The organism is Micromonospora mangrovicola, assembly GCF_047200535.1.
Classification (GTDB): domain Bacteria; phylum Actinomycetota; class Actinomycetes; order Mycobacteriales; family Micromonosporaceae; genus Micromonospora.
Genome location: NZ_JBJZOG010000052.1, coordinates 1 through 19,840, shown reverse-complemented (window position 1 = coordinate 19,840; position 19,840 = coordinate 1). Strand labels below are relative to the sequence as shown.

At 70.1% G+C, this 19,840-nt stretch carries 12 protein-coding genes; 4 read left to right on the top strand and 8 right to left on the bottom strand.

Annotated elements, in window-relative coordinates; translation table 11 throughout:
- Nucleotides 1-145: 145 nt before the first annotated feature.
- The 7 genes from ACL02O_RS20565 to ACL02O_RS20535 all read right to left on the bottom strand — a co-directional run bounded on the left by ACL02O_RS20565 (nucleotide 146) and on the right by ACL02O_RS20535 (nucleotide 14,562).
- Nucleotides 146-1,702: a sialidase family protein gene (locus ACL02O_RS20565; protein ID WP_412819735.1), complete on the bottom strand. Its 1,557-nt coding sequence runs from the start codon at nucleotides 1,700-1,702 to the stop codon at nucleotides 146-148.
- 280 nt (nucleotides 1,703-1,982) lie between these two features.
- Nucleotides 1,983-7,817: an nSTAND1 domain-containing NTPase gene (locus ACL02O_RS20560; RefSeq protein ID WP_412819734.1), complete on the bottom strand. Its 5,835-nt coding sequence runs from the start codon at nucleotides 7,815-7,817 to the stop codon at nucleotides 1,983-1,985.
- Between the two features lie 63 nt (nucleotides 7,818-7,880).
- The gene (locus ACL02O_RS20555; RefSeq protein WP_412819733.1) at nucleotides 7,881-8,195 is read right to left on the bottom strand and encodes a hypothetical protein; all 315 of its coding nucleotides are present in this window, start codon (nucleotides 8,193-8,195) and stop codon (nucleotides 7,881-7,883) included.
- 609 nt (nucleotides 8,196-8,804) lie between these two features.
- Entirely contained in the window at nucleotides 8,805-10,967 is a 2,163-nt protein-coding gene (locus ACL02O_RS20550; RefSeq protein WP_412819732.1) for an MMPL family transporter, read from the bottom strand.
- Nucleotides 10,968-11,035: 68 nt separating this feature from the next.
- Entirely contained in the window at nucleotides 11,036-11,731 is a 696-nt protein-coding gene (locus ACL02O_RS20545) for a response regulator (protein WP_412819731.1), read from the bottom strand.
- Nucleotides 11,728-12,984, bottom strand: a complete 1,257-nt coding sequence (locus ACL02O_RS20540; RefSeq protein ID WP_412819730.1) for a sensor histidine kinase — start codon at nucleotides 12,982-12,984, stop codon at nucleotides 11,728-11,730. The genes ACL02O_RS20545 and ACL02O_RS20540 overlap by 4 nt, the downstream gene beginning before the upstream one ends.
- Nucleotides 12,985-13,140: 156 nt before the next feature.
- Entirely contained in the window at nucleotides 13,141-14,562 is a 1,422-nt protein-coding gene (locus tag ACL02O_RS20535) for an alpha/beta hydrolase fold domain-containing protein (RefSeq protein WP_412819729.1), read from the bottom strand.
- Nucleotides 14,563-15,287: 725 nt separating this feature from the next.
- On the opposite strand from ACL02O_RS20535, the gene ACL02O_RS20530 reads away from it, so the two are divergent.
- The 4 genes from ACL02O_RS20530 (at nucleotide 15,288) to ACL02O_RS20515 (ending at nucleotide 19,053) form a co-directional block, all read left to right on the top strand.
- Entirely contained in the window at nucleotides 15,288-16,760 is a 1,473-nt protein-coding gene (locus tag ACL02O_RS20530; protein WP_412819728.1) for a hypothetical protein, read from the top strand.
- Entirely contained in the window at nucleotides 16,760-17,440 is a 681-nt protein-coding gene (locus tag ACL02O_RS20525; RefSeq protein ID WP_412819727.1) for a peptidoglycan-binding domain-containing protein, read from the top strand. Before ACL02O_RS20530 ends, ACL02O_RS20525 begins: the two co-directional genes overlap by 1 nt.
- A 332-nt stretch (nucleotides 17,441-17,772) precedes the next feature.
- A complete protein-coding gene (locus tag ACL02O_RS20520) occupies nucleotides 17,773-18,504 on the top strand; it encodes a phosphotransferase enzyme family protein (protein WP_412819726.1) in 732 nt (243 codons plus the stop codon).
- 246 nt (nucleotides 18,505-18,750) lie between these two features.
- Nucleotides 18,751-19,053 (top strand): transposase, encoded by a 303-nt coding sequence (locus ACL02O_RS20515; RefSeq protein WP_412819725.1) that lies wholly within the window; start codon nucleotides 18,751-18,753, stop codon nucleotides 19,051-19,053.
- A gap of 11 nt (nucleotides 19,054-19,064) precedes the next feature.
- On the opposite strand, the gene ACL02O_RS20510 is transcribed toward ACL02O_RS20515, so the two are convergent.
- A partial coding sequence (locus ACL02O_RS20510; protein ID WP_412819724.1) for a transposase occupies nucleotides 19,065-19,840 on the bottom strand: 776 nt, incomplete at its 5' end.

Here is a 19,840-nt window from a genome sequence, read left to right as displayed (position 1 = left end):
TAGGAGCAGGCCGCGTAGCCGAAACCGAGTTTTCGGATAGTACGGGTCACCTGCGATCACGGCTCGCAGGCGGGAGACACGCGCTCCCGCCTGCGACGCCTCAGGGCCCGGCCGCCGATCGAGCTCGCTGAGCTCGAGCATCCGGCTACGGCGTGAAGGGCACGGTGCTGTAGTGGACCGTCGCCGGATCGCCCGCTGACGACACGGAGAACGCGGTGGCGAAGGCGCCGGGGACGTCCGCGAGCCCGACGTAGTCGCCGAGGAAGAACCCTCGGTCGTCGGGCTTTGCCGCCGTCCGGATGTCGAATGACTGCGCCGTGACGCGGCTCTCCACCCAGTCACCGTCGCAGAGATCGGGCTCGCTCACGTCCGGCGCCGCACACTGGTTGACGAAGTAGTCGGTCTCGGACGCCCCGCTTCCGTCGTTCCGTCGGAAGTCGTAGTAGCTGACGGCGAGCCGGCCGTCGGCTGAGACGTGCACCTGCGGGGTGAAGGACTGGCGGTTGAGACCGGCGACGCCCGTGAGCGCGCGCGGGACGGCGATCGGACGCGACCACGTGCGACCACCGTCGGTCGACGCGATCAGCGCCACGTCGTTGTAGGCACCGCCGCTGAACCGCGCGTCCTGCCAGACCGCGAAGACGCTCCCACTCGTCGGATCGACGGCAGCGTCCACGCCGATAGCGCCGGCGCGCACGGGCAGGCCCGTGTCCGGGTCGACGGTCGGATTCGGCAGCATTCTGGCCGCGGTGACCGCTGTCGACCAGGTCGCGCCATGGTCGCTCGAGGTCTGAGCTGCGACGTTCCAGCCACGCGATTCGCCGGTATTCGACTTCTCGTGGATGAGGCTGAAGACGTTGACCAGATCTCCGCCCGCGCTTGCGGGACGGACCACGATCTGATTGGCGATCGTCTGGTCGTACGCCGAAGCCTTCAGGATCGTGCGGATCGGCTCCCAGGTCTCGCCGCCGTCGGTCGAGCGCGTGAAGATGGTGTCGCCCGCGAACACAGCGGCGTTCTCGAAGGCCGTCGGGTTACCGTTGTCGGACGGTGGGCTGTTGAGCCGATCCCAGACCGCGTACACGAAGCTGCTGTTGTTGGGGTCGGCGGTGATCGTGTTCTTGTCGTGCATGGAGGTCGCGGAGGTGTCGAGGACGAGCTCCGTCGACTCCTCCCAGGTCAGGCCCCCGTCGTGCGAGCGTGTGACGAGCATGCCGTCGACCGCGAAGGTGTCCGGAAGCGGGACGAGCGGCGAGTAGACCCCCAGGTGCATGAAGTACGCGGTCCCGTCCGGAGAAAAGGTTACCCACGGGTCGGTGGCCCGCGCCCAGAAGGCGTTTCCGGTGCAGGCGGACGACCTCGTGACCACGACCGTCTCCCAGGTCTCTCCGCCGTCGAAGCTCACCCCGGCGAGGTTGCCCCTGGCGCCGCCGCCGCTCCAGCGATCCTGCTGCCAGACGGCGATGAGGTTGTCTGGGTTTGTCGGGTTGACCGCCAGATACGGCTCGACCTCGCTGTTCGCAAAATCGACCGCGCCGAGCGAGCGCTGGAGGTCAGGAAGGTCGGCGGCGCAGTCGGCGAACGGGCTACCGGCCGTGGACGAAACGGCGACGGTTGTGGGCGCGACCGGGGCCGCTGCGGCGGCCGGCTCGACTGCGAGCACACACACCGTGACGGTGGCGAGCAGTAGACGCACTTTCATCGTCGAACTCCTTCTCGTCGGTGGTTTGCCGCTGCCACAGCGAGGGATGGCGCTCCCTCCTCGCGAGACATTGCGGGCGACCGTACGCGCGAGCTCTCCAGAAACGCTCCAAACGCCACCTGGACGCCGCCGCCTTCGGCCGCGAGCGCTCTTGACGGTTACACCAGTCGCGGGGAACCGGGACCCGGCGGTCGCCGGGGTGCCGGCTCCCGGTGCCGCTACGTCCTGGTGAGGCCGAGCTCCGGATGACCGAGACCGCGTGCGCGTGGCGAAAGCAGAATCACGAGGAGCACCGATCGACGTGGAGGTAGGTCCGGCACTCCTCGTCGGTGAGCCCACGGGTCACGCGGCGGCGCGCGATGTCGAGCAATTCGTCGACGTCCACGGTCATGACGTACACGTCCGGCCCTTCATCCAATGTGACGAGCAGGTGGTGATCGTCCACGAACTCGACGTTCTGTACCTGCTGTTGCAGCGGGATGGCCTGCAGCGGCGCACCCGTCGACGTATCCCAGACTCGGATGAGTCCGGTGCTGTCCGAGGACGCGATCATGGCCCCGTCGGGGCTCACGTCGACGTCCTTGAGGACCCCGCGGTGGCCCGTCAGAACCGCGTCCACCACCCAGGTGTCGGGGTCGACGAGAACGACGTTGCCGCGCTGGCTGACGCCGACCAGGCGTCCGCCGTCGGGAGTGAAGTGAACGACGCGAAGCCAACCCTCCTCGAACGTACGGTGCACGAGCTCGGTCCACGTCGCGACGTCGTACACCACGAACTCGTCCTCAGCTGACGCGACGAGGTGTCGCCCGTCAGGGCTGAAGGCGACCGTCGCTGCGGAACTCAAGTCGATCGACGCCGTTGGCTGCGAGAAGCTGCCGCTGTTGAAGCGCAGCTCGCCGGTGCGTGAGTCCCACACGCTCACGCCGGAGGTGTATCCACCGGCCGCGAGGAGCGACCCGTCAGGTGAGAAGTCGAGGCTCCACACCCACTCCCGGTACGGCGTCTCCGGCGCCTTTCTGCACTGCGGGTTCTCTTCGAGCTCGACGTAGACGCACAGTCCCTGCATCGTCGTAACCGTGCCCCGCTGCAGATCGTGGACGCGGATCGCCCCGAATCTGGGGACCGCCTCGGACATCAGCTGCTGGGCGGCTACGCGCCCGCCGTCGGGAGACAACGCGCCGAGTTGGCCGGTGATGTGCGGAATCTCCGTCGCGATCGCACCGGTGGACGGGTCGAACACGATCAGGTCGCCGCCCGTGACCGACGTGAACAGCCATGCCACGCCTCGATCGTCGACAGTGTCGATGCCATCCGCCAGAAACGTTCCGGACTTCAGGGCGAAGCCGCCAACCTCACCGCGCGCCGAGAGGTCCCACACGCGAACCTCGCCGTCGATCGCGCGGGTCGCCAACCGCAGACCGTTCTCGCTCAGGTTGGCCTGGGTGACCTCGCCCTCGTGGCCGCGGAGCGCCATCCGCTCACTGCCGGAGGTGACGTCGTACAGGAAGACACCCGAGCCGAACGAGCCGATCACCAGCAGGCTCTTCTCCTCCTTGTCGAACTGCAGCGCGGTGGACTCGATCCCCGCGTCGCCAAGGGTGCGCAGGCGATCGCCGGAGCGGACGTCCCAGAGCGTCAGCGGCTCGCGGTTTCCACCGGTGACGACCCGGCTGCCGTCCGCATTCAGCACCGCCGCGCGCCCCAGCTCCACGGCGCGGCTGAAAACGTCGCGGCCGGTGACCGTGTCCACGACCCACGTTCTCGTCTGGCCGGCGAGGGCGACGTACCTCCCGTCGGCACTCCTGGAAGCTCCGTTGAGTCCCGCCTCCACAGCGAGTAGCTTCTGAGCGTCGGACTCGAGGTCGAACAGCGTCACGCCGACCTTCTCGAAGTCGCACTCACCGCCTGTGGCTGGCTGAGCGACACGGGGGCGGGCGACGACCACCAGGGGTCGTGAGAGATCGATGAACGGGCCGTGCAGCACGAAGCCGCGTAAGGGGCACGCGCCCGTCGGTACGTAGCGCACCTCCTGGCCCGACGCGGCATCCCAGACGTGGATCCCCGGCCGTGCTCCGCGAGGCGGTGTGCGCCCCGCGGTCTGACTCCAGCCGACGGCCCCGACGATCTGCGACCCGTCTCGCGTGAAGTGCGCGCTGGACACCAGCTCACCGTCATCGAGCTCGAGTCCCCATCGGGGCTCGTGTCCACCGACGTCCCAGACCTCGAGCCGGTTGGTCCCGGCGGAGAGAAGCGAGCGACCGTCCGGGCCGAGGGAGGCGTCGCCCCCGGCCCATCGGCCGATCGGCGGCAGCTTCGGCCCGGGCATCGTCCAGATGGTTCGGTGCTCACGAAGGGCCTCGTGGAGGGCGGACACGGCCTCGTACGTCGGCTCGGCGGCCTTCGCGGCCTCAAGGGCCAGAAGGACGCTCAGCTCCGGGTCACGGTCGAGCACGGCGATCGCCGAAGCGGCCAACTCACGTGATGTGGCGACGGCCTCCTGGTCCTTCGCTCGTTCCCGGCTCAGGAGCGCGACCGCGGCAAGCAGCAGGGAGATGGCAGCGGCAGCCGCGAGCACAGCGACCACAGCGCGGCGCCGGTGCGTCGTCCGCCTCCGGCGCTCGTCGGCTTGGACGCGGCCTGTTGCTAGGTACTCGCGCTCGCCTCCGGTCAAGCCGATGTCGGTCGCCGCGGCCCAGCTCTCGAACTGCGCGAGGCGGCCCTCAAGAGGCAGGTAGCCGTCGTCGCGGCCGGAGCTCTCCCACTCCTCGACCGCGTCCCTCAAACGGCGCTGCAGGAGCAGATCCTCGCGGCGCTCGTCGATCCACGAGCGAAAGCGCTCCCACTGGCCGAGCAGGGCTTCGTGGGCGACATCGACGGTAGGGCTACGAGTCAGCGGCTCGCGGTCGAAGGCGAGCAGGCGGTGCTCGCCGTAGCGGTCCAAAACTTCGTCGAGGACGGCGGGCTCGATCTCGAGCTGCCGGAGCTCGCGCCGCCGCACTCTCCGGCGGGTGTCGTGTGCCTGCGTATCCACAGTGACGAGACGCAGAAAGACCTGGCGTACGGCCTTGCGTGCCGACGGATCGAGACCCTGGTAGAGCTCCTCGGCGCGGCGGCCGAGGGCACCGACGACCCCGCCAGTCGCGCGGTAGCCCTCTTCGGTCAGGAGGTCGTTGGTCCGGCCCGCGAAGAGCTCGGTCAGGGCGTACTGGAGGAGCGGGAGCGCTCCCGGCTGGTCCCGCACATCGGCCACGATCTGTGAGACGAGGCCTGGCGCGAAGCGGACGCCCACCTGCGCCGCGGGCCGCTCGATCGCAGCCGCGAGGTCGTCCTCGGAGGGGACGGTGACGGCGCACATTCCCTGCCGAAGGAGCTCGCCGAACTCCGGGTAGGACAGCGGGTGGTCGAGGAAGTCGGCGCGCAGGGTGAGCACCACGCGCGTCCGGGAGCGGGCGTCGGTGGCGAGGCGGGTCAGGCCGTCGAGAAAGCGTCGACGCGTCTCCTTGTCCGTCGTCAGCGTGAAGAGCTCCTCGAACTGGTCGATCACGAGAAGCAGCCCGGTGTCGGGCGGGAGAAGCCGCTTGACCTGGCGACTCACTCCCAGCTCGTCGCGCGCGAGCTCGTCCACGAGCTCGGGAGGATGGGTGACCCCGACCCGCAGGAGTGCGGCCGCCAGCTCGTCGAACGGATACGAGCCCGGGAACATGTCGGTGACCGCCCAGCTCTCGGAGGCCGGAAGGCGACCCTGGCGGACCGCCGGGACGAGCCCGGCCCTCACGATCGACGACTTCCCGATGCCGGAGGGCCCGACGACGGCGACGAGCCGCCGCTCGCCGAGCGTGGCCAGCAGCTCCTCCACGACCGATTCGCGTCCGTGGAACTGCTCGGCATCGGCCTCGCCGAACGCCCGCAGCCCCTTGTACGGGTTTTCGGCCGCCGTGTATCGCGCATCCAGATCTCGCGGCTGCTTGCCGAGTGCCTCCGCGACCGCCGCGACCAACACGTCCACCGACTCGTAGCGGTCGTCAGGGTCGTCGGCGGTCGCCTTTGCGACCACCGTGTCGAGCATCGCTGGAATTTCCGGCCGAATCGCGTTCACCGAAGGCAGCCGTCCGTCCATCGGCGGCCGCCGGCCCGTCACGAGCTCGAAGGTGAGGAGGCCGAGGCAGTAGAGGTCCGATCGGACCGTCCGAGGCTCGCCGCGCAACTCCTCGGGCGTCACGTAGGCGGGCGAGGGGCTCGCGACCCGAGGAGACTCCGACAGATCTGCGAGCCTGGACGCGATCCCAAAGTCAGAGAGGTAGGCGTTGCCGTCCTCGTCGAGGACAACGTTCGTGGGTTTGAGGCCGCCGTGCACGACGCCCCGGCGGTGAGCGTAGGAGAGCGCGGCGCGCACCTGATCGAGGAGCCGGATCGCCGGCCCGGTGTTCCAGGGCCCCCGCTCGAGCGCGTCCCGCAGCGACCCGCCCCGGAGCCAGCGCATGACGAGGTAGGCGCCGTCGGGGTCTCGCCAGTAGTCGTACAGCGACACTACGTGCGGATGCTCGAGCTGGGCGACGATGCGCGCCTCGGCTTCGAAGCTCCGCACGAACGCCGGCTGGTTCACGAACTCCGGTCGGATGATTTTGATTACCACCTCGCGCCCGACCGATGGTTGATAGGCACGGAACACGACCGCGAAGTCGCCTCGGCCGACCTCCTCCCGCAGCTCGTAGCCGCGCACCGAGCGGCCGAAGGCATGCACGGGCAGCTGAGGAGGGAGACGGTCGATGCGCAGCGGCGGGAAATCGGCCGACAGCCCGTCGATGAGGAGCTGGAAGACGCTGACCGGGCTGCCGATGCCCTTGTACCGGTACTCCCCGAGCGCCTTCGCTTGCCAGCCGGCCTCGCGTCCGGCGAGCGCGGCGTGAGCGCCGCCCGACAGAAGGACCTGCCCGCCGTGGCCGGAGGCGAGGATCCGTCCGGCCCGGTTCAGCACGGGCCCGAAGTAGTCCCCATCGCGACTCTCCACTTCGCCGACGTCGATCGCCATCCGCACGAGCAGCGGGCCGGTCTCGAACCGCTCGACCGCGGCCAGCTCGCGCTGAATGTCCTCGGCGGCGGCGACAGCCGCGCCGACGTCGGCGAAGACCGTGTCCATGCCGTCGCCGACGCGCTTGACGATCCGCCCTCCGACCGCTTCGAGCGCCGAGCGCACGATCCTCTCGAAACGCTTGACCACAGCCCGCATCTCCTCGGTCCTGAGCTCCCAGAGCACCGTCGAGTCCTCGATGTCGGTCAGCAGGAAGGCGAGCGTCTCGATCTGCGGCTGCACCTCGAAGTCGAGTGCAGGGGCGTGGTTCAGAATCTGCTGCTCAAGCTGGCGGAGTCGGGTCGAAGTGTCGAGACCGAGCTCCTCGATCAGGTAGGTGCGCGTCTTCTGGTAGGCACGGAGCGCCTCCGCCCGCCGGCCCGAGCGGTAGAGCGCGAGCATGTGCTGCGCGCGGAACTCTTCGCGGAAGGGATACTCGCTGCACACCACTTCGAGCTCGGCTACGAGCTCGGCGGCGTAGCCCATCGCGAGCTCGGCCTCGATGCGGGTCTCCACGGCTGCGAGCCTCAGCTCCTCGAGACGCTGCGCCTCGAGCTCGAGCGGGAAGGACGCGATGACGTCGGCGTAGGGATGCCCCCGCCACAGCGCGAGGGCCGCTCGCAGCCGCTGGGCAGCCTCCGGCGGGTTCGTCTCAACCAGCTCCCGGGCGCGCTCGACCGCCTCCTCGAACTGGACCGCGTCGACGTCGCGGGGATCAATTTGGAGCCGATACCCGCCGCCGTCGCGAACGATCACATCCCCGACGGCCGCGCGCAGGTTCGAGACGTACGTCTGCAGCGTCGAACGGGCACCCGGCGTGGGCTCGTCCCCCCAGAGCCCGTCGATGAGCGCGTCGATTGAGACGACCTCGCGGACGCGCGCCGCGAGAAGGGCCAGGACCGTCCGCTGCTTGCGTCCTCCGAGCGTGACGCTGGCGCCCTCGCGCTGGACGACGACAGGTCCCAGGACCCGCACGTGCATCTCCGCACGATACGGCGGGTCGGTCCCGATCGGAAGCCGGCGGTACTCCGTGTCGGTCTCGCCCATCTCGGCCTCCTCTGTCGAGGGATGCGGAAGCGGCGAAGAAACTCCCCCATCCCGTGGCTCCCCTCAACCGCCGAGCGGGTGGAGCAGGACGCTCGCCGTCGTAACCCCGAACGCGTCGTTCTTGTCGATCAGCAGCCGCCAGTGCCAGGCGTAACGCCAGCGGCTGCCGTTCTTTGTGCTGTAGGCGGATCCCGCACGGCCGTTCTCGGGGGCCGGAAATGCTGCGAAGTCGGGAGCGACCACTACCACGACGGCGTCGGACCTCTCCGGCGGTTCGGCCGCAGCCGGACCCGCAAGGAAGACCGTGAGCGCCACCACGACGCAGAGCGCGACGATGAGGTGACGGCGACCCGTCGGGGACCCAGCGAAAGTGCGCATGTCTCCTTCTCCTGTGCGATGGCGCATCACGGTAGGGCCGCGCGCTCCAGAGACGCTCCAAGCCTCGCCCCGACCCGCCGGGCGCCCGGGGGTGTCGCCGACTCCTGTCGCTTGGACTTGTGCTGGGGATCGGCATTGGCCGATTCCCAGCACGGGCTGCGCCTTCATGGCCCCGTCCCGCTCGGCTGACAGTCGCTCTTCGCCGAGGGGTGCGTAGCACCGCCATGGTCACCTTGTCCGTAGCGCCCCACCCCGCGCCGAGCACCGATAGTGGGCTCAGCCCGGCAGCGGGCGCCCGGGCGCGCAGCAGCGCTGCGACCTGGACGACCCGCCGCTGCCGTCACCATGGCGAGGGCCGGCGCACCGCTGGCCGGCGCCGTCGTGCTCGAACACGGCGGGTGCTCGTCGAGCATGTGCAGGGCCCGCCCGACGTCGCCGGCCTTTACCGGGCGACCAGGCTCCGGTGCTCGGCCTCGACGGGCGCCCGGTCGTGTGGCTCGGTGTAGTAGCGCCTGCAGCGGTCCGTTCGCCGACCCCCACAACCCCTCGCAACGCGGCACCAACGAGGACACCAACGGCCTGCTGCAGTTCGTACGTACGCCGTCCCACTCACGCGACGATCTCCTCATCCTGGTTCTCGAGCGCAGCCACCTGCTCGATCATTTGGCCGGTCGTGGGCTCGGCTTCGTCGGGGCGGACCCTGCTCAGTGCCCGGTCGAGCCAGCCCGGTAGCCACCAGTTGAACCGGCCGACCAGCTCCATCGTGGCCGGCAGCACGATCAACCGCACGATCGTGGCGTCCACGAACACCGCGACGGCCAGGCCGAGACCGAGTTGCTTGACACCGACGTCGGCGCCGAGCATCACGGACAGGAACACGGCGATCATGATGGCCGCGGCAGCGGTGATCACCCGGGCGGTGCGGACGAGCCCCTCGCGTACCGCCAGGCGGGTGTCACCGATTGTGTCGTACGCCTCTCGGATGCGGGACACCAGGAAGACCTCGTAGTCCATGGAGAGTCCGAACAGCACCGGGAACATGATCAGCGGCACCCAGGCGGTGACCGGCATGGTCGTGGGAAAGTTCAGGACATTGCCCAGCCAGCCCCACTGCACCACTGCGACCAGCACCCCGAACGACGCGCCGATCGACATCAGGTTGAGCAGGCCAGCCTTCACCGCGAGCAGCAGCGATCGGAAGAGCACCACCAGCAGCAGCAGCGACAGGCCGACCACCGCGACAATCACCACGGGGAGTCGGTCGGCGGTCAGTTCGGCGAAGTCGATGGCCGAGGCGACCACGCCGCCGACGAGTACCGGTTGGTCCGCGGTGACCGCGCGGAGCCGGTGCACCAACGCGGCGGTGGCCTCGTCCTGGCTGCCGGTGGTCGGGCGGACGGCGAGCAAAGCGATCGCCCCGTCGTGGCTGCGCCGCGGTAGGTCCACTGATGCCACACCGGGCTCGGCCGCGATCACCGTGGCAACCTGGTCCGGATCGCCGTCGGGCAGGCCGACCACGACCCACAGGGTGGCGTCGAAGCCGCCGCCGAAACCGTCGGCGAGAATCCGGTGCGCGGTGTAGGCGCTGGTGTCTTGAGGCTGGGTGCTGCCGTCCGGCATGCTCAGCCGCAGGCCCAACGCCGGCGCGGCCAGCGCCGCCAGTACCAGCGCCCCGGCCAGGGTGGCGAGCAGCGGCCGGCGGATGACGCTGCCGGCCCAGAGGGACGACCAGGGCCTGGCCGGGGCGCGGCGGCGGTGTACCGACAGCCGGTCGATCCGGTGTCCGACCAGGCCGAGCAGGGCCGGTAGCAGGGTGACCGCGGCCAGCATGGTCGCGAGGACCGTCACCGCCGCGCCGACCGCCAGGCCGCGCATGAAGCCGAGTCCGGTCAGCAGCAGCCCGGCCAGGCCCACCACGACGGTCGCGCCGGCGAACAGCACCGCTCGTCCGGCGGTCGCGGTCGCGGTCACCACGGCCTGCCGTGGGGTACGGCCGGAGTGCAGCGCCTCCCGATACCTGGTCACGATGAACAAGGCGTAGTCGATGCCCACCCCGAGGCCGATCATGCTGGCCAGGACCGGCGCGAATCCGGGAGCGGGGAACACGTGCCCCAGTAGGAACATCCCGGACAGGCCCACCGTGATCCCGAGGATCGCGGTGATGACGGGCAGCCCCATCGCCAGCACCGAGCCGAACGCGAAGAGCAGGACGACCGCTGCCGCGGCGAGCCCCACCGCGTCGGCCGGGCCACCGCCGGGAGTCTCGACGTTGTTGACGGCCGGCCCGGCCAGCGCGAAGGTCACCCCGGAGCCGCTGGCCTCGCGTACCTGGTCGAGGAGTTTCTGGGTCGCCGCGACCGGCATCTCGTCGCTGGGGAGGTCGAGCATCGCCACCGCGTACCCGGTGTGCCGGTCGGCGGTGATCTGGTCCTGTGCGTCGTACGGGGAAGTGACCCGGGCGACGTGCCCGGTGGCGGCGAGCAGGTCGACGACCCGCTGCACCCGATCCCGCGTCGCGGGATCGTCCAGGGCGGCGTCGGATCGCACGGCCAGGGTCAGGCTGTCGCCGGTGAACCCGGGGAAGTGCTCGGCGATCAACTGCTGCGCCCGGCCGGACTGGGTGGCGTCGGTGCTGAAGTCATCGGCGGAGCCCGCGCCGTATCCAACGGCGAGCAGCACCATGGCCGCGGCGAGCACGATCCAGCCGGACAGCACCGTGAACCGGCGCCGGTGGCAGAAGGCGGCGAGGCGGGAGAGCCATGAGTCGGTCATGCCGCAGATCGTCCGGCGTGCCCGAGGCGGAAGCGTCCCTCCCGCGGAGCCTTTGCCGTGGCGGCCTACTACCGGGTCGTACTTCCAGCGTCGTATCCGTCCGGGCTGACCAGGCCGTTCTGGTAGGCGAAGACCACCAGTTGGGCCCGGTCCCGGGCACCGACCTTGACCATCGCCCGGGACACGTGGGTCTTGGCGGTGAGCGGGCTGACCACCAGACGGTTGGCGATGTCGTCGTTGCTCAGGCCGGCCGCGACGAGGTGCACCACCTCCCGTTCCCGGGCGGTGAGCAGGGCCAACTCCGGCGGCTCGGGCCTCGGCCTGTCGGCGGGTCGCCCCGACCCGACCGAGCGTCTGATCACCGCCCGGGTGACGCTGGGCGACAGCAACGCGTCGCCCCTGGCAACCACGCGTACCGCCTGCACCAGCTCGTCCGGCTCGGTGTCCTTGACCAGGAAGCCGCTGGCCCCGGAGCGGAGGGCGGCGAACACGTCGTCCTCCTCGGCGAACGTGGTCAGCACCAGCACCCGTACGCCGGACAGTTGAGGGTCGCCGGTGATCCGGTGGGTCGCGGTGACACCGTCCACACCGGGCATCCGGATGTCCATCAGCACCACGTCCGGGCGAAGCTCCCGGGCCAGCGCCACCGCCGTGCCGCCGTTGCCGGCCTCACCCACCACGTTGATCTCGGGCACGCCCTCCAGCAACGCCCGGAACCCGGCCCGCACCAGGGCCTGATCGTCGACGAGCAACACCCGGATCACGTCAGTTCACCCTCCCGAGGCTGCCGTTGGTCCCGTGACCGGTGCGGCGGTTCGTGGTTCGGGGACTCCCAGGGCAGTATCGCCCGGACCTGGAACCCCCCACCCGGCCGTGGCCCCGCCTCGAACCTGCCGCTCAGCGCCTCAGCACGCTCCCGCATCCCGGTCAGCCCTCGCCCGCCGGACGGCGTCCCGCCGGCATCGGCGCCCACCCCGTCGTCGCGTACCTCCACCGACAGCGAGTCCGGCACCGGCCGCAGCGACACCTCGGCACGAGCGGCCGCCCCGGCGTGCCGCAGCACGTTGGTCAGTGACTCCTGCACGATCCGATACGCCGTCTCGTCAAGCGCTGCGGGCAGCCGCTCCCCGGACAGCTCGCTGTGCAGCTCAACCGGCACACCCGCCGCCCGCACTGCGGCCAGCAACTCGGGCAGCCGGTGTAGTCCTGTGTCCCGCTCCGCTGGTCCGCGCCCGCGCTGGTCCGGCCCCGCCGGGTCCGGCCGACCGTCGGAGCGCAGCTGACCGAGGGTGGCGCGCATCTCGGCCAGCGCCGCCTTGCCGGTGCCCCGGATGCTCACCAGCGCCTCCCGAGCCCGCTCCGGCTCTGCGTCCAGCAGCTGCAGGGCGGCGGCGGACTGGACGGTGATGGTGGCGATCGCGTGTCCCACCGTGTCATGCAGGTCGCGGGCGATTCGCAGCCGTTCCTCGGTGACCAGGCGCTGCGCCTCCAGTACGCGTTCCCGTTCTGCCTGGTCCAGTCGGTGCCGCACCTCGGCGGCGTACGCGGCCCGGCTGCGCATCAACGCGGCGAGCAGCATCGCCACCGCCAGCGTCGCGGCCTGCGGCAGGAACGCGGCGAGCAGTTCCAGCGGCGGCATCTCCCGGTGCACGATCAGCACGACGGCACCAACGGTCAGGAAGAACACCGGCACCGGCGCCGCCCACCACAGGCGCCCGACACGGACCGTGTCATACAGCGGTACCGCGAGCACCAGTGCCGGCGGGAAGCCCGGATAGTCGAGGGCGTAGAACAGCAGCAGCACCGCGGAGACGGCGCACAGCACGGCGGTCGGGTACCGCCGGCGCAGCAGCAGCGGGGCCGCCATCGCCAATCCGAGCAGATAGGCGAACCGGTCCCGGTCAACCGAGCCGTCCTCACTGCCGGTCGCTATCGCGATCTCGGCAGCAACCAGCACCGCGAGCGCGATTCCGGTGTCCACCGTCCACCGCCGTAGCACCGGGCCGCCCCTCAACACCCGCTCACCGTATGCGTCCGCGCGCCCGGTCCGCCACGGACCGTCCCGCCCAGCGCCCGCCGATGGGCGGTTCGCCCGGCCGCCTCAGGTGCGGAGTGGGGGATGCCCCACCTTCCGCATCTGATGGGTGGGTGGCACCCACCCGGACCGGCGTCATCACAGCGTTGCCAGGAAGAAGTCCACCACCATGTCGGTCACCTGCTGGGTCGACGGTTGCTGTCCGGGGGTGGCCAGGGTGTGCCCGGTGCCGGCGACCTCGACAAGCTCTGCCTGCACGCCCGCGGTGCGCAGCCGCTCGGCGAACCGGACGGACTGGCGCGGTGCGACGTCCTCGTCCAGCGCGCCGTGGAGGATCAGGAATGGCGGCGCCTGGTCGGTGATGTAGTTGATCGGGCTGGCCGACTGGCGGGTGGCCTCGGATGACCCGATACCGGCCCAGAGCAGAAACCGGATGAACGGCGGCGCGTCGGCGAAGTCGTTGAGGTCGGTGGGGCCGAACATGTCCACCACGGCCTGGACCGCGCTGGACTGCCCGGCGTACGGGCCGGGCCCGCCCTGCCGCCCGGTCAGACCCAGCAGCGACGAGAGCCAACCACCGCCACTGGCACCCCACACACCGATGCGGGACGGGTCGACACCAAGGTCGGCGGCATGCGTCCGGAGGAACCGCACCGCACATTTGGCATCCTCAAGCGGGGCGGGCCACCCGGCGGCGGGGGTCAGCCGGTAGTCGATCGAGGCGACGAGATAGCCGTTGGCGTTCAGCCGCTCCCGCAGCGGGGTGAACAGCGCAGCCTGGTGATTGGACAGTGACGCGCCCAGCCCGGAGAGTTTGCGGTCGCCGAGTACCAGGCCACCGCCGTGGATGTACATCGCCACCGGGGCGATCCGGCCCGGAACCGCGGCGCCGGCCGGTGGGGTGTAGATATCCATCGCCAGCGGGACCCCGTCGATCCGGCAGTACTCCACTGTGCTGCGCTGCCCGGCGGGCAGGTGGCGTGGAGCCACCGTGTCGCCGGGGAAACCAGCTCCCGCGAGCCCGTCGCTGGCCCCGCTGAACCCCACGAACCCGCCCAGCAGCACGACCAGCGTCACCGGCGCGACAGCGAGGGCCCCCGCCACCCGGCGCAGCCGGGGCCGGCCCGAAGCATGCCCGTCCGGGCCTCGGGAGGCGGCCACCGCGCCGAGAACCCACACGGTGCCGAATCCCGCTACGCCGATGACCTGCAGCCCCGCGCAGACGTAGTCGACGAACCCGATCACCGAGTCGGCCGGCATCCACGGCGAGGGACCAGGCAGGACCGGGTTGCCGCGGGTCAGGACCCATACGACGAGGAAGGCCAGCGCCGCGGCGGCAGCCAGCAGCACCCGGCGCGACGTCGGGCGGACCAGCACGCGGGCAACCGTGCCCAGCTGGGCGGCGCCCAGCGCGGCGAACAGCATCGCGTACGGCCACGCGGTGCGCCACACTGCGGCCAGCGGAGCGAGGTAGACAAGAGCGCCGCCCGTGACGGCCAGCAGCGACGTGATCAGCAAGGGGCCCCGGCGCAGCCGCAGGTGCTCCACCGCAGGGCTCATGACGGCGTCTGCGGCCGCTGGGGACAGTGACGTTTCTGGCATGCCACCGATCGTCGCGACCCGGACACGCGGCATCGTCCGCCCTCGGTAGGCAATCGCCGCCACCGCTACTACTGCCGCCTACTTCGCCCGAAGTAGCGAGTGCCCTGCGGCGGGCGGGGTCCTCCAACGCCGGGCGCGAGCCCGTGTTGCAGGTGGCGCCGCACCGGTGAGAAGCCATGTCCACGCCAAGTCCCGCCTGGTAACCCAGATCGCCATCGACGGCAGCCCACTACCGGCCTGGAAGCAGGGTGGGGAGGGGTTCTCCATGCGACAGCCGACCACCGTGAGTGAGAGGTCTACCGCAGAGCGTCCACGCGATACCTCCCGCGAGATCCACGGCATCCAGTTCGACAGCGGCGGACGACGCGGCACCGCACTCGGGTGTTTTGTCGACGCGTCGACTGTCGTGCGAAGCCTGCTCGGACCGGTCCACGAACCGTTGAACGGCCGGCACGTACGTGAGGTTGGCGTACGGCTGGCCATGCTCCGGACGACGAGAGCCGCGATGGCATTCCCGTGGACGCCCATTGTCAGACAGGAATGGCTGCAAGTGTGACGCGTTCCCGACAGGATGGCGGGCGGCTTCTGGTCTGATTGCCGGCTGGCGGCGGGCCTATCGTGGCGGCCAGTACACCATCGCCGTCTTTCGGGATGGCGGGGTGTGAGAATCGGGACGGTGGGCTATGGCCGAGACCCTCGATGAGCCCCTTCCCCGCCTGTGGTCCGAGCCGTGGGCCGCGCAGGCGGCGGTGCAGGCCAAGGCCGTCCGCGCACAGATGCAGGTAGCGCTCGCGTCGGAGCCGCCCGACCCCCGACGGCAGGCGGCGGCGGACGCGGTGGAGAAACTGCTCGCCGCGGTCGACACGGCCACCCAGGCAGAAGGCCGACGGCGGCGCAGGGGCCTGCTCGACCGCTGGCGGGGCGGCGCCGTCGAGCAGGCGTACCAGAGCCTGCACGCGGCGAAGATCGCTCTCGTCGACCTGCTTGCGCCCGAAGACCTGGATGCCCTCACTCCCGGCGTGCTGGCCAAGTTGGAGACGTGCTTGCCGCCGGAGGATGTTCGGCGGCTGAAGTTCGAGGCTCTGATCCGGCCCGACCTGCGCGCGGACCAGCGGGTCGACCGGATGCAGGGCCGGGTGCGCGCTGATGCTGCTCGACACATCGAGGCCAGGAAGCGGGCCCAGCTCAAGCAGGCGATGGAGATCGCGTATGACGCGTCCGACCAGTTGCACGCGCGGGTGCGTGGATTCCGTAACGTGCTGCTGGCCGCCGCCGTCTTCATGGCGCTGTTCATGACGGCGTTGGTGGTCGTGGTGGCCAAGTACCCCGACGCGATGCCGCTGTGCTTCAAACCCAGCATCACCGCCCCCCAGACGACGCCCAACGGCCCCGCCACCCGCACCGTGTGCCCCAGCGGGGAAGACCCGCCGTCGGCGGCGCCCGGCACCGACCAGCCGCAACACCCCGAGCCGGGCGACGTGATCATCGTCGCCGGCCTGGGGCTGCTCGGCGGTGCGCTGGCTGCCGCGTTCGCCATCCGCAAGCTCCGCGGCTCGTCCACCCCGTACGGGGTACCCCTCGCCCTGACCTGGCTCAAGGTGCCCACCGGATCCCTCACCGCGCTCGCCGGAGTCCTTCTGCTTGGCGGAAACTTCGTACCCGGGCTGTCCGAGCTGGACTCCCAGCGGCAAATCCTGGCCTACGCGCTCGTCCTCGGCTACGCCCAACAGCTGGCCACCCGCTTCATCGACGACCGGGCACAGTCACTGCTCAACAGCGTGCCCAGCACCGACCCCGAGGCGAATCAGCCAACGCCGCCGACCAGAGGCGAACTACCGGCCACAGACGTCCCACCCGCCACCGATGACGACCCTCAGGACCGGCCCGAGGCCGTCCCGGCCACGGTCGAACCCTCTGGCACTGCCGGACCTGCTGGCCCGGCTGAACCGGTGCCCGAGGAGCTGCAGCAGGTAGCCGTGACGGAGGAGGCGGAGCAGGAGAGCCCCGATCAGGTGGAGGTCACCGAGGATCGGTCTGCGGACGGCGTGGTTGACGACGAGGACGTGACCCACCAGGACGAGGACGAGGATGCCGAGGAACTTGCCGGCGAGGCGGTGGAGTACGACCTCGGCGATGAGAAACGAGGGGGTGCGTGATGGCGGCGCTCGCCACGAACCTCGCAACGCTGCGGCATGAGATCTACCGACGGTGGCCGCATCACCAGAGGCGCTTCGACGGCTGGATCGGCGACGTCAGTCATCAGCGCCGCAAGTCCGACCACAACCCGGACTCGCGGGGCGTCGTACACGCCATTGACGTCGACGTCAACGGCATCGACCCGCATGCTCTGGTCCGTGTGGCGATCCGCCACCCCAGCACGCAGTATGTGATCTTCAATCGAACCATCTGGAGCCGGACCCACGGCTTTCAGCCGCGCAGGTACACGGGATCGGATCCGCACACCGGGCACGTGCACATCTCCGGCCGCTACGGCAGCGCATTTGAGAACAACCGCAGCGCGTGGGGTGTAGCCGCGGCACCGTCCCCTGCTGCGAAGGCTCCACAACCGGCTTCGCGGGCTCCGGCGCGCAGGCCAGCGCCCGCACAGCCGGGCAAGCCCGGTTCCCGGTCGCTACGACTGACCCGGCCGCCGATGCATGGCTACGACGTTCTGTTCGTGCAGCGGTTCATCGGCGCCAAGCAGTGCGGCGTGGCGGACGGATTCTACGGCCCACGCACGGAGGCCGGCGTTCGCTGGTACCAGCACATGCGTGGCATCAAAGCCACCGGTGTCTGTGACGCCACCACGTTTCGACACATGGGCATCAAGGTGTGACCAAGACAGCTCTGGTGCCTCGAACGCGCGAAAGGACCAGGCATTCGTCGAGCTCCGCGATCGTGGGGTGTCCATCCGCGTCGATTCGGCGGTGCGGCGGCACTCGTGGATCACGTTCGGTCCACAGCTCACGCTTGACGACAGCCTCGGCTACCCGCCAAGGTCTGAGCAGCAGGCGACCCGTCTCGAGTAGACCCTCACGGCCCGAGTCACTGCAGCTGCCATGACACGTACTGTCATGCCTCTGGTTCAGCGCTACCCGCGTCACGGGATTGCGAAAGCCGGCGTTCGGTCATGCCAGAACATGTCGGAAGACCCGTAAGGTGTGGCGGATGGGGTGGGAGGCACTCGGGCAGTGGGGTGACGGCGTCGCTCGCATCGAGCCGCTCGCTGGCGGAGTCGCCAACGACGTGTGGAGCGTGCGCGTCAACGGGCACCTCGCGGTCGGCCGTCTCGGCACCAGGAGCGACGCTGATCTCGCGTGGGAGACAGAGCTTCTCCAACACCTCGACCGTGAAGGTCTGACTGTGCCGGTGCCGATCCCGACCATGGACGGCCGGCTGTTCGCCGATGGTCTGGTGGTGATGACCTACCTGGATGGCGGACCGCCCGAGACGCAGGCCGACTGGCGTCGCGTGGCCGGCACGCTCCGCGAGTTGCATCGGCTGACGCAGGGCTGGCCGCAGCGCCCCGGCTGGCGGTCGTCGACCGACCTCCTGCACGCCGAGACCGGGACGAAGATCGACCTCGGTGCGATGCCCCCGGAGGGCGTGGCTCGATGCCGGGCAGCGTGGGCCCGGCTCGCCGGACGCCAGACATGCGTCGTGCACGGCGACCCTAACCCTGGCAACGTCCGCATGACCGCAAGTCAGGTCGCCCTGATCGACTGGGACGAGGCGCACGTCGACGTGCCCGACCTCGACCTGGTGCTGCCCGACAACGCCGCAGGCCTCGACGACGGTGCGTACGACATCGCCGCGCAAGCGTCGGTCGCGTGGGAGGCTGCTGTCTGCTGGGACGACGAGTACGCAGTCAAGCGGCTCGCCGAAGTCCGCACCGGTTGAACCCGCCCCGTCAAGCATGTGGTGGGACTAGACACCGTCGTCAACTACCGGATCTGCCGAGTTGAGGGCTGACAGGTGCGTTGAACGGACACGGCGTTCACGGGTAGCTTCTCGATCGATGCCTGCGAAACCCGACAGCGGAGCCGGGCCGGTGTGGCCCGGCTCCCTTGCTGGGAGTTTCCCCCTGGTCCTGGACACTTGAGCCTTGGATTGTGATGGTCCGGGGAGATCAGGAGTCCCTGACAGATGGTGAACAAGCACTACCCCGCCGAGTTCAAGGCTGACGCGGTCGCGTTGTACCGGTCTCGGCCGGGGGCGACGATCGCGCGGATCGCTGACGATCTCGGGGGCAACCGGGAGACGTTGCGCAGTTGGGTCCGCGCTGATGATCGGCGTCGGGGTGCGGCGGCCGGGCCGGCGGGGCCGCCGGCGGCCGGGTCGGTGGAGGACGAGAACGCGGCGTTGCGGCGGCGGGTGCGGGAGTTGGAGGAGGAACGGGACATTCTGCGGAAGGCGGCCCGGTATTTCGCCGGGGAGACGCGCTGGTGAGACACCCTCTGTCAACCTTCGGCTGCCCGGGTGGGCGGGAGGGCGCGGTTGCGGTTGGCGGTGTGGGTGTCTTCGTTGTAGGTGACGCCGAGGCGTAGACAGTGCCAGAGCAGTTCGAGCCAACGGTTGCCGAGTTTGCGGAGAGCGCTGGAGTGCCGGTCGCCGGCGGCGATTTTGGCGTTGTAGAAGTCGCGGGCCCAAGCGGAGCGGGTGATGCTGCAGAACGCCCATTGCAGGACGGCTTCGCCGAGGTAGCGGTTGAAGGCCAGTCGTCGGGCGATGGTGTATTCGCTGCGGCCGGAGCGCCTGGTGACCGGGGCTTGGCCGGCGTAGCACTGCAACGCGTTCGGTGTCGCGAATTGATGCCAGTGCTCACCGATCTCACCGGCGATCCGCGCGGCGAGCCGGTCACCCGGGCCGGGCATGCTGAGGTAGATGTTCCCGGCGGGGAAGGTCGCTGCTGGGTCAGGGTTCTTGACGGTCTTGGCCCGCGCGGGGCGATGACCGCCGAGAAGGAGCTCACCCATCCGCCGTTCCCATAGGCGTCGCTGTGCGCGTAGTAGCAGGAGCTGGGCGGCAGCCAGTCGGATGCTGCCGGTCTTGGCCTGGACCAGGCCGGGCTGAGCGGTTAGCTGGGGCTGCGACAGCGTCTGGATGACGCGGTCGGCGAACCGGTCTGGCCAGCCGTGCCGGCAGGAACGGGCGAACGCCTCGAGCTCGTCGCGGCTGACCGCAGCCAGCGCCTCCGCGGAAGGCCAGCGTTCCACGAGTTTGAGGAACACCGCGG

Excerpts from the sequence above, each read along its gene's own strand:
- ACL02O_RS20525 (WP_412819727.1), top strand. The coding sequence starts at position 16,760 with ATGGCGGCGCTCGCCACGAACCTCGCAACGCTGCGGCATGAGATCTAC.
- ACL02O_RS20530 (WP_412819728.1), top strand. The coding sequence starts at position 15,288 with ATGGCCGAGACCCTCGATGAGCCCCTTCCCCGCCTGTGGTCCGAGCCG.
- ACL02O_RS20520 (WP_412819726.1), top strand. The coding sequence starts at position 17,773 with ATGGGGTGGGAGGCACTCGGGCAGTGGGGTGACGGCGTCGCTCGCATC.
- ACL02O_RS20515 (WP_412819725.1), top strand. The coding sequence starts at position 18,751 with ATGGTGAACAAGCACTACCCCGCCGAGTTCAAGGCTGACGCGGTCGCG.
- ACL02O_RS20560 (WP_412819734.1), bottom strand. The coding sequence starts at position 7,817 with ATGGGCGAGACCGACACGGAGTACCGCCGGCTTCCGATCGGGACCGAC.
- ACL02O_RS20550 (WP_412819732.1), bottom strand. The coding sequence starts at position 10,967 with ATGACCGACTCATGGCTCTCCCGCCTCGCCGCCTTCTGCCACCGGCGC.
- ACL02O_RS20555 (WP_412819733.1), bottom strand. The coding sequence starts at position 8,195 with ATGCGCACTTTCGCTGGGTCCCCGACGGGTCGCCGTCACCTCATCGTC.
- ACL02O_RS20535 (WP_412819729.1), bottom strand. The coding sequence starts at position 14,562 with ATGAGCCCTGCGGTGGAGCACCTGCGGCTGCGCCGGGGCCCCTTGCTG.
- ACL02O_RS20565 (WP_412819735.1), bottom strand. The coding sequence starts at position 1,702 with ATGAAAGTGCGTCTACTGCTCGCCACCGTCACGGTGTGTGTGCTCGCA.